The organism is Burkholderia sp. HMSC10F09, from assembly GCF_001806955.1.
GTDB classification, from domain to species: Bacteria; Pseudomonadota; Gammaproteobacteria; order Burkholderiales; family Burkholderiaceae; genus Burkholderia; species Burkholderia multivorans.
The window spans coordinates 30,383-40,556 of record NZ_KV786879.1; the positions used below are offsets into that span (position 1 = coordinate 30,383).

General features: G+C 68.4%; 8 protein-coding genes and 1 pseudogene. 6 read left to right on the forward strand and 3 right to left on the reverse strand.

Annotation, left to right across the window (positions count from 1 at the left end):
* Positions 1-378: NAD(P)/FAD-dependent oxidoreductase (locus tag HMPREF3115_RS32780; RefSeq protein ID WP_256276418.1), on the reverse strand; the 378-nt coding region annotated here is incomplete at its 3' end.
* Positions 375-1,307, reverse strand: a complete 933-nt coding sequence (locus HMPREF3115_RS24675; RefSeq protein WP_035948195.1) for a 4-hydroxyproline epimerase — start codon at positions 1,305-1,307, stop codon at positions 375-377. The genes HMPREF3115_RS24675 and HMPREF3115_RS32780, both read right to left, overlap by 4 nt.
* Before the next feature lie 430 nt (positions 1,308-1,737).
* Between HMPREF3115_RS24675 and HMPREF3115_RS24680 the strand changes: the two genes are divergently transcribed.
* The 6 genes from HMPREF3115_RS24680 to HMPREF3115_RS24705 all read left to right on the forward strand — a co-directional run bounded on the left by HMPREF3115_RS24680 (position 1,738) and on the right by HMPREF3115_RS24705 (position 9,533).
* A complete protein-coding gene (locus tag HMPREF3115_RS24680; protein ID WP_006411781.1) occupies positions 1,738-3,363 on the forward strand; it encodes an APC family permease in 1,626 nt (541 codons plus the stop codon).
* Positions 3,364-3,431: 68 nt separating this feature from the next.
* Entirely contained in the window at positions 3,432-5,024 is a 1,593-nt protein-coding gene (locus HMPREF3115_RS24685; protein WP_053298651.1) for an aldehyde dehydrogenase (NADP(+)), read from the forward strand.
* Positions 5,017-6,039: an Ldh family oxidoreductase gene (locus HMPREF3115_RS24690; RefSeq protein ID WP_070556480.1), complete on the forward strand. Its 1,023-nt coding sequence runs from the start codon at positions 5,017-5,019 to the stop codon at positions 6,037-6,039. Before HMPREF3115_RS24685 ends, HMPREF3115_RS24690 begins: the two co-directional genes overlap by 8 nt.
* 184 nt (positions 6,040-6,223) lie before the next feature.
* Entirely contained in the window at positions 6,224-8,083 is a 1,860-nt protein-coding gene (gene ilvD / locus HMPREF3115_RS24695) for a dihydroxy-acid dehydratase (RefSeq protein ID WP_070556482.1), read from the forward strand.
* Positions 8,084-8,326: 243 nt separating this feature from the next.
* Positions 8,327-9,088 (forward strand): hypothetical protein, encoded by a 762-nt coding sequence (locus HMPREF3115_RS24700; RefSeq protein ID WP_070556484.1) that lies wholly within the window; start codon positions 8,327-8,329, stop codon positions 9,086-9,088.
* A 61-nt stretch (positions 9,089-9,149) separates the two neighbouring features.
* The gene (locus HMPREF3115_RS24705) at positions 9,150-9,533 is read left to right on the forward strand and encodes a hypothetical protein (RefSeq protein WP_006403790.1); all 384 of its coding nucleotides are present in this window, start codon (positions 9,150-9,152) and stop codon (positions 9,531-9,533) included.
* Positions 9,534-9,827: 294 nt separating this feature from the next.
* On the opposite strand, the pseudogene HMPREF3115_RS32785 reads toward HMPREF3115_RS24705, so the two are convergent.
* Positions 9,828-10,174, reverse strand: a pseudogene (locus HMPREF3115_RS32785) (peptide-binding protein); the annotation flags it as partial.

Genomic DNA, 10,174 nt, shown 5'->3' on the forward strand with positions numbered 1-10,174 from the left:
CTCGAGCCGCGCGAGCGCGGCCGCGTCGAGCAGTTCGCCGGCCACACCATGCGCGGCCAGCGTCGCCTGCTTCGCGCGCGCGAGATCCATCTCGTGCGCATCGGCGGCGAGCCACAGCGTGCCGCAGTTGCGATACGCGCAGCCGTCCGGCATGTCGCCGCTCAGTGCGCGCCACAGTTCGATCGAATAATGGCTGAGCGCGAGTTCGGCCGCGTTGTCGTCCATCGCGACCAGGTGCCCCATGCCGGCCCCCGTCGCGCCGCCGCTCGCATCGTCGACGACGATCACGCGCAGCCCGCGCTGCGCGAGCTCGTGCGCGCACGCGGCGCCGACGATGCCCGCGCCGATCACGACGACGTCGGTTGCCGCTTCGCTCACGACACGATGCCCCAGCCGAACGGATCGTCGTCCTCGATCAGCAGCGTCGCTTCGGCGCTCAGATGCGCGCTGCCGCGAATCGTCGGCACGATGCCGCCGTCGGCTTCCACATAGCTCGCGTGGAACACGCTGCCGATCACGCTCGCCTGGCGCCACACCGCCCCCGGCGCGAGCTTGCCGTCGGCCGCGAGGCACGCGAGCTTCGCGCTGGTGCCGGTGCCGCACGGCGAGCGATCGTAGGCGAGACCGGGGCACAGCACGAAGCTGCGGCTGTCGTGTTCGGAATCGTCCGCGAACAGTTCGATGTGATCGATCTCGCCGCCGTTCGCGCCCGTGATGCCCGCGCGTTCGAGCCCTTCGCGCACCGCGCTCGCGTACGCCGTCAGCGCCGCGACGTTGTCGCCGGCGACGCGCTGCCCGTGATCGCTGATCAGGAAGAACCAGTTGCCGCCCCACGCGATGTCGCCGCGCACCGGGCCGTAGCCCGGCACGTCGAGCGCGACGTCCTTCGCGTGGCGATACGCGAGCACGTTGCGCACGCTGACCGACAGATCGTCGTGCAGCGTCGCCTCGACGGTGCCGACCGGCGTTTCGATCCGGTGCACGCCGGGCCCGATGCGGCCCATGTGATGCAGCGTGCGCACGACGCCGATCGTGCCGTGGCCGCACATGCCGAGATAACCGCTGTTGTTGAAGAAGATCACGCCGGCCGCGGCGTCGGGCGACACGGGCTCGCACAGCAGCGCGCCGACGAGTACGTCGCTGCCGCGCGGTTCGAGAATGCACGCGGTGCGATAGCGGTCGTACTCGCGCGCGAGCAGGTCGCGCCGCTCGGCCATCGTGCCGGTGCCGAGCGACGGAAAGCCGGACACGACGAGCCGCGTGGGTTCGCCGCCCGTGTGCGAATCGATGATCTGGATGCGCTTCATCGTGCGTCGTCCGAAAGTGGGGAAAGGGGCATAGCTTCCTCCGTCGCGCGTCCGGCCGCTTGTGGGTTTTCAATGAGGACGGCGACGAAATCGGCATAGCGCACAAGCGCGTTGTACGCGACCCGAAGCGCTGTGCCGATTTCGTCATTCTGCTCCGGTAAACCGCTCAAGCGCGATAGTGGTTTGCGCGGCGATACTGGTTTCCGTTCCCCCGACGGCGGCATGCAGGTCTTCCCCCCTTCGCGCCGTCGTCTTCGGTCCGGCCAGGCCCGCGGGACGTTCGTATCGGCGCCTGCCGGCGCTGCACGAATGCCCGCGGGCCGTCCGGTCGCTCGAACCGGATTACGCCGACCGGCAGGCGTGCGCCGCTGCTCCGTCGGAGCGCGGCGCACACGAAGCCTGTGCCGACATTCCCATAGGAGACACGCCCATGCCAGGCCAAGGCAACGCTCAATCGTCCGTCCCGCTTTCCGGTTCCGCGCACCCCGACGCGGGCCACGGCAAATTCAAGAAACAGCTGTCGCTCACCGACCTGACCTTCATCGGTCTCGGCGCCATCTTCGGTTCCGGCTGGCTGTTCGCCGCGAGCCACGTGTCGACGATCGCCGGCCCGGCCGGCATCTTCTCGTGGCTGCTCGGCGGCTTCGCGGTGCTGCTGCTCGGCATCGTCTACTGCGAGCTCGGCGCCGCGCTGCCGCGCGCGGGCGGCGTCGTGCGCTATCCGGTGTTCTCGCACGGCCCGCTGCTCGGCTATCTGATGGGCTTCATCACGCTGATCGCGTTCTCGAGCCTGATCGCGATCGAGGTGGTAGCCGCGCGGCAATATGCGGCCGCATGGTTTCCGGGGCTCACCGTCGAAGGGTCGAGCGATCCGACGACGCTCGGCTGGCTCGTGCAGGCGGCCCTGCTCTGCTTCTTCTTTTATCTGAACTACTCGAGCGTGAAGACGTTCGCGAAGGCGAACAACATCATCAGCATCTTCAAGTTCATCGTGCCGCTGGCGGTGATCGCGGTGCTGTTCACGTTCTTCAAGCCCGCCAACCTCACAGTGCACGGCTTCGCGCCGTTCGGCATGCCGGGCATCGAAATGGCCGTGTCCGCCGGCGGCATCATCTTCGCGTATCTCGGCCTCACGCCGATCGTGTCGGTCGCGAGCGAAGTGCGCAATCCGCAGCGCACGATTCCGATCGCGCTGATCCTGTCGATCCTGCTGTCGACGCTGATCTACGTGCTGCTGCAGCTCGCGTTCATCGGCAGCATTCCGACCGACATGCTCGCCGCCGGCTGGCACGACGTCAGCAAGGCCTTTTCGCTGCCGTACCGCGACATCGCGCTCGCGCTCGGCGTCGGCTGGCTCGCGGTGATGGTCGTCGCCGACGCGATGATCTCGCCGAGCGGCTGCGGCAACATCTACATGAACGCGACGCCGCGCGTCGTGTACGGCTGGGCGAAGACGGGCACGTTCTTCAAGGTCTTCACGCGCGTCGACGAGGCGTCGGGCATTCCGCGCGCGGGCCTGTGGCTCACGTTCGGCCTCTCGATCTTCTGGACGATGCCGTTCCCGTCGTGGGAAGCGCTGATCAACATCGTGTCGGCGGCGCTCGTGCTCAGCTACGCGGTCGCGCCGGTGTCGGTCGCCGCGCTGCGCCGCACGGCGCCCGATCTGCCGCGGCCGTTCCGCGCGAGCGCGTTCGCGATCACCGGCCCGGCGTCGTTCGTGATCGCCGCGCTGATCGTCTACTGGTCGGGCTGGCACACGGTGTCCTGGCTGCTCGGCCTGCAGATCGCGATGTTCGCGATCTATCTCGCGTGCCGCCGCTGGGTGCCCACCGCGCATCTGAGCCTCGCCGAACAGGTGCGCTCGTCTGCGTGGCTGATCGCGTTCTACGCGGCCATGATCGTGCTGTCGTATTTCGGCGGCTTCGGCGGTACCGGCCAGCTTGCGCATCCGTACGACACGGTCGTCGTCGCCGCCGTCGCGCTCGTCATCTACTACTGGGGAGCGCATACGGGCGTCCGTTCCGAGAAGCTGCAGCTCGAGGACGACGAAGGCTGACGCGCGCCTTTCCCATCATCCGCCGGCCGGGCGATCGCGCCCGGCCCTGCATTTTTCCGAGGAGAACCATGCAACTCACAGGTCAGCTGTTGATCGGCCGGTCGGCCGTCGCCGGACAGAACGGCACCTTCCACGCGATCGCCGCCGCAACGGGCGAACCGCTCGAACCGGCGTTCGGCGGCGCAAGCCTGCAGGACCTCGAGACGGCCTGCGCGCTCGCCGACGACGCCTTCGACCTCTATCGCGAAACGAGCCTCGACGCGCGCGCCGCGTTTCTCGACGCGATCGGCCGCAACATCATGGCGCTCGGCGATGCACTGATCGAACGCTGCGTCGCCGAATCGGGGCTGCCGCGCGCACGCATCGAGGGCGAACGCGGCCGCACGGTCGGCCAGCTTGCGCTGTTCGCGTCGCTCGTGCGCGACGGCGGCTTTCTCGACGCGCGCATCGATCCCGCGCGCCCCGATCGCAAGCCGCTGCCGCGCGTCGATCTGCGCCTGCGCAACGTCGCGATCGGGCCGGTTGCAGTGTTCGGCGCGTCGAACTTCCCGCTCGCGTTTTCGGTCGCCGGCGGCGATACCGCATCGGCGCTGGCCGCCGGCTGCCCCGTCATCGTCAAGGCGCACTCCGCGCACCCCGGCACGTCGGAACTGGTCGGCCGTGCGATCCAGCAAGCCGTGCAGGAATGCGGTCTGCCGGCCGGCGTGTTCTCGCTGCTGTTCGACGCGTCGCGCGAAATCGGTCAGGCGCTCGTCGCCGATCCGCGCATCAAGGCCGTCGGCTTCACCGGCTCGCGCGGCGGCGGCGTCGCGCTGATGCATATCGCGGCCGCGCGCCACGAGCCGATCCCCGTCTACGCGGAAATGAGCTCGATCAATCCGGTGCTGCTGTTGCCGGCCGCGCTCGATGCGCGACACGATGCGATCGCGCAGCAGTTCGTCGCGTCGCTGACGCTCGGCGCCGGTCAGTTCTGCACGAATCCGGGCCTCGTGCTCGCGGTCGACGGCCCCGCGCTGCGGGCATTCGAAGCGGCCGCCGCGAGCGCCGTTCGCGCGGCCGCCGCGCAGACGATGCTGACGCCGCACATCCACGCGAGCTACGCGCGCGGCGTCGCCGCGCTGAGCGACCACGAAGCGGTCGAATCGCTCGCGCAAGGCGCCGAAGGCGGCCGTCATCAGGCGCGCGCCGCATTGTTCGCCACGTCGGCCGACGCGTTCATGGCACACCGCGCGCTGCGCGACGAGGTGTTCGGCCCCGCGTCGCTGATCGTCCGCTGCCCGGACGCCGAAACGCTGCATCGCGTGCTCAAGTCGCTCGAAGGCCAGCTGACGATCGCCGCGCACCTCGCCGACGGCGACGCGCCGCTGTTCGCCGCGCTGCGCGCGACGCTCGAGCGCAAGGCCGGGCGCATTCTCGTCAACGGTTTCGGCACCGGCGTCGAAGTCGGGCACGCGATGGTGCACGGCGGTCCGTTCCCGGCGACGTCCGACACGCGCACGACGTCGGTCGGCGCACGCGCGATCGAGCGCTTTCTGCGCCCCGTCTCGTACCAGGACGTGCCGGACGCGCTGCTACCCGACGCGATCCGCGATGCGAATCCGCTGAACGTGCCGCAACGCATCGACGGCGTGCCGATGCCGCGCGAGGCGCGCAATGGCTGAGCCGATCGACGCCGTCGTCCTGTCGCTCGATGAAGTGCACGCGTTCGCGCTGCGCGTGCTCACGCATCACGGGCTGTCCGACGCGCATGCGCGCGCGATCGCGAACGTCATCACGCAAGGCCAGCGCGACGAGTGCCACTCGCACGGCGTCTACCGGCTGCTCGTCTGCGTGCGCTCGCTGCGCAAGGGCAAGGTCGATCCGCAGGCGGTGCCGACGCTGCGGCGGCTCTCGTCGTCGATCGTCGCCGTCGACGCCCATCGCGGCTTCTCGCTGCTGAGCTTCGAGACGGGCCTGCCCGTGCTCGTCCAGATGACGAAGCAGCACGGGATCGCCGCGATGGTGATCAACCGCTGCTATCACTTCTCCGCGCTCTGGCCTGAGGTCGAGGCCATCGCGGCGGAAGGGCTCGTCGGCATCGCGATGAATCCGAGTCACAGCTGGGTCGCGCCGGAAGGCGGCAAGGAGCCGGTATTCGGCACGAACCCGATTGCGTTCGCGTGGCCGCGGCCGGGCGGCATGCCGTTCGTATTCGATTTCGCGACGAGTGCGATCGCGCGCGGCGACATCGAGCTGCACGCGAAGCAAGGCAAGCCGATCCCGCCCGAATGGGCGATCGACGCGCAAGGCCGGCCGACCACCGATCCGCGAGCCGCGCTGCAGGGCGCGATGCGCACGTTCGGCGGCCACAAGGGATCGGCACTCGCGGCGATGGTCGAGCTGCTCGGCGGCGCGTTGATCGGCGACCTGACGAGCCGCGAATCGATGGACTTCGACGAAGGCGTCGGCGCGACGCCGTGCCACGGCGAGCTCCTGATCGCGTTCGATCCGAAGGTGTTCCTCGGCGACGATCTCGACGCGGGCCTCGCGCGCGGCGAGCGGATGTTCGACTCGATCGTCGCGCAGGGTGCGCGGCTGCCGTCGCAGCGGCGCTTCGATGCGCGCGCACGCAGCATCGCGAACGGCGTGCGCATCCCGCGCGCGCTGTACGACGAAATCGTCGCGCTGCTCGACTGAACGGCTGGCGGCTGGCGGCGGCGCGGGCGGGCTGGCGCGGGCCGCCGCCCCCACCCGCGCGGCGCCTGTGGGATAATCGCCGGGTTTGCCCAGGGCGCAGCTCAAGAGGTTGTTCGCACGGGCGCGCGAGGGGCCTCAATCCCGTGCCCCCACCCTTTTCCGCGATCTTTCTTCAGCAACCACAATGCCCACATACCGTTCCAAAACCTCCACCGCCGGCCGCAACATGGCGGGCGCGCGCTCGCTGTGGCGCGCCACCGGCATGAAAGACGACGATTTCCAGAAACCGATCATCGCCGTCGTCAACTCGTTCACGCAGTTCGTGCCCGGGCACGTGCACCTGAAGGATCTCGGCCAGCTCGTCGCGCGCGAGATCGAAGCCGCCGGCGGCGTCGCGAAGGAATTCAACACGATCGCCGTCGACGACGGCATCGCGATGGGTCACGACGGGATGCTCTATTCGCTGCCGAGCCGCGACATCATCGCCGACTCGGTCGAATACATGGTCAACGCGCACTGCGCGGACGCGATGGTCTGCATCTCGAACTGCGACAAGATCACGCCGGGCATGCTGATGGCCGCGATGCGCCTGAACATTCCGGTGATCTTCGTGTCGGGCGGCCCGATGGAGGCCGGCAAGACGCGCCTCGCGAACCCCGTCACGAAGACCGTCGAGCTGAAGAAGCTCGACCTCGTCGACGCGATGGTGATCGCAGCCGACCAGTCCTACTCGGATGCCGACGTCGCCGAAGTCGAACGCTCCGCCTGCCCGACCTGCGGCTCGTGCTCGGGGATGTTCACCGCGAACTCGATGAACTGCCTGACCGAAGCACTCGGCCTGTCGCTGCCGGGCAACGGCACGGTCGTCGCGACGCACGCCGATCGCGAACAGCTGTTCAAGCGCGCCGGCCGCCGCATCGTCGAACTGACGCGCCAGTACTACGAGCAGGACGACGAGCGCGTGCTGCCGCGCTCGGTCGGCTTCAAGGCGTTCGAGAACGCGATGACGCTCGACATCGCGATGGGCGGCTCGACCAACACGATCCTGCACCTGCTCGCGGTCGCGCAGGAAGCAGGGATCGCGTTCACGATGAAGGACATCGATCGCCTGTCGCGCGTCGTTCCGCAGCTTTGCAAGGTCGCACCGAACACGAACAAGTACCACATCGAAGACGTGCATCGCGCCGGCGGGATCATGGCGATCCTCGGCGAACTCGATCGCGCCGGCAAGCTGCACACCGACGTGCCGACCGTGCACGCACCGACGCTGAAGGACGCGCTCGATCAGTGGGACGTCGTCCGTACGCAGGACGAGGCGGTCCGCAAGTTCTATCTGGCCGGCCCGGCCGGCATCCCGACGCAGGTCGCGTTCAGCCAGGACACGCGCTGGCCGAGCCTCGACCTCGATCGCGCCGAAGGCTGCATCCGCTCGTACGAGCACGCGTTCTCGAAGGAAGGCGGGCTCGCGGTGCTGACCGGCAACATCGCGCTCGACGGCTGCGTGGTGAAGACGGCCGGCGTCGACGAGAGCATCCTCGTCTTCGAAGGCACCGCGCACGTGACCGAATCGCAGGACGAAGCGGTCGAGCACATCCTGAACGACAAGGTGAAGGCCGGCGACGTCGTGATCGTCCGCTACGAAGGCCCGAAGGGAGGCCCGGGGATGCAGGAAATGCTGTACCCGACCAGCTACATCAAGTCGAAGGGTCTCGGCAAGGCGTGCGCGCTGCTGACGGACGGCCGCTTCTCGGGTGGCACGTCCGGTCTGTCGATCGGCCACTGCTCGCCCGAAGCGGCGGCCGGCGGCGCGATCGGTCTCGTGCGCGACGGCGACAAGATCCGCATCGACATCCCGAACCGCACGATCGACGTGCTGGTGTCGGACGAGGAACTGGCGCGCCGTCGCGAGGAGCAGAACGCGAAGGGCTGGAAGCCGGCGAAGCCGCGGCCGCGCAAGGTGTCCGCGGCGCTGAAGGCGTACGCGAAGCTCGTGATGTCGGCCGACAAGGGCGCCGTGCGCGACCTGTCGCTGCTCGACGACTGATGCCGGCTCGCGGGCGTCTGCCCGCGGGTCTGCGAAGCCGCTCCACGGAGCGGCTTTTTTGTGTCGTCGCCGATAGCAAGGGAACGCCGTCGCAGCACCGTGAAGATCGGCTCGGCGTCGACAGGCTTCTGCGCCCCCCGCACGTCGTCCGCCGGCACGCGCTCAAGCTTTTCGCGGACGATCCGTTAACGCGTGCGTCTCATAACCATTCAGCCAACGAACAGGCACCGAGATTGGACGCACATGTTATTCAACAACCAGCGCTTCGCCGCGTTGATGCTCGTGATTTCGATCTCGAGCCATGCCAGCGATACGACCTCCGAGGTCAATCGCGAACAACTGGCGGCCGTCAAATCCGTGACGGTCGTCTATCCCGGTAAGCCGGTGTATATCGCGTTCGGGCCGTCCGGCCCCGTTCACATCCCCATTCCGCTTCCGGGTGCGGGCGTGGTCGGCGCGCTGGCAGCAGGCACCGCGGCCGGCGCGGTCAACGCCGAACTCGGCAAGAGCGACGATCATTCGCCCACCTTGCTGAACGATCTGGTCACCGCCCGATTCGGCGATACGGGGCTGAACCGGCGCTTCACCGACCGCATCGAGACGGTCCTGCGCAACCATGGCTTCACCGTCAGGGAAGTCGATGCGTCTGCGCCGGGTCTCCCGACGATCAAGCCGGACGAGCATTTCGCGTTGCACGCAAGCGGCGCGCCCTATCAGGGAAGCGATGCGGTTCTGTTCGTTCGCGTCGGAACAGGCTACGTATCGCCCGGCCGCTATCACGCCTACACGCGCAGAGCGATCGGCAACATCGTGATGTTCAAGAGCGACACCTGCGAGGCGATTCTGAGCCAACACGTCAACTGGAAGCAGTCCGGCGACGCCTACCGCTACGCGTCGGTCGACGCGCTGGGAAGCGATCTTCAACATGCCATCGACGGACTCGAGGAAGGCCTGATGGCCCAGGTCGATCCGTTCGACAAGCTGTTCGATGCGCCGCAGCGCTAAAGCGTCTCGAAGCGATCGCACGCGCTAAAATCGACGGTCGACGACCCACTTGATAGATGGAATGACGACGACATTCGACGACGCGACCACGGCAGCGATCGCGGCTTTTGCGCAACTGGATTTCTACACGGCCGTGCAGGCGATGCGCGCCGAGGCCGATTACGACCGCGAGCGGGACGAGTGGATCTCGCGCTATATCGACGAGCACGGCGGCGGCGCGGACGATGCGGAATACGACGCATTGCACGCGCAAGCGCAGGCAACGCCGGAATACGCGGCGTTCATCGATGCGATGCGCCGCGAAATCCTCGACTACTTCGGCGTGACCGACGACCAGCTGGACTGCATGATCGTGCTGCGCAACGACGACAGCGATGCGCTGTGGGCGGAAGTCAACCGGCAGCGCAGTGCGCTGGGAACCGGTGAAGTGCGCGGGGATCTTTGAGCGTCGCGTGTGCTTTAGGGTCCCAGCGATGCCGGATGCGGGATCCGTGTGCGGGCGGGCAAGCGGCGCCCCGGGCACCGCTTGTTGTCACCGCTTCAATCGAAGGACACGCTTTCCGACGGGAGGGGAAGCATTCGGATCTGTGGAAGCGAGCGAGTGTTGTCCGTCCAAGGCACGCTTAAATGTTGCCTCGGGATGACGCGCCGCAACGAGCGAGCAAGCGGTGTCCACGTAATCCGCCGACGTCCCCGCTTTTCACCGCCCTCGGCCATTCGCGCACGCTGCCGCACGCGCTCAATGACGGAACTCGTCCCCGCCCCCGCCACGACCGCCGCCCGCGTTCCCGCCGCCGCCCTGCTGATGACCGCCACCGCCGCCCTGACGCGGCTGCATCGCGGGTGCGCCGCCGCCCGGCGCGCCCTGTGGCCGAAGAACGGGCGGCAACCCTGGCGCGCGGCCGTTGCCTGACATGTTCGGTGCGGGCGCCGGTGCCGGTGAAGGCGCGGGTGCCGGCGCTGGACGCAGAACCGGCGGAAGCCCCTGCGCGGGAGCCTGATGCTGCGCAGGCGCAGGCGCCGGCCCACGCACCGCACCGTTCCAGCCGCCGCGCGTCGCCGACGGACGCGCATCGTGCGGCGCCG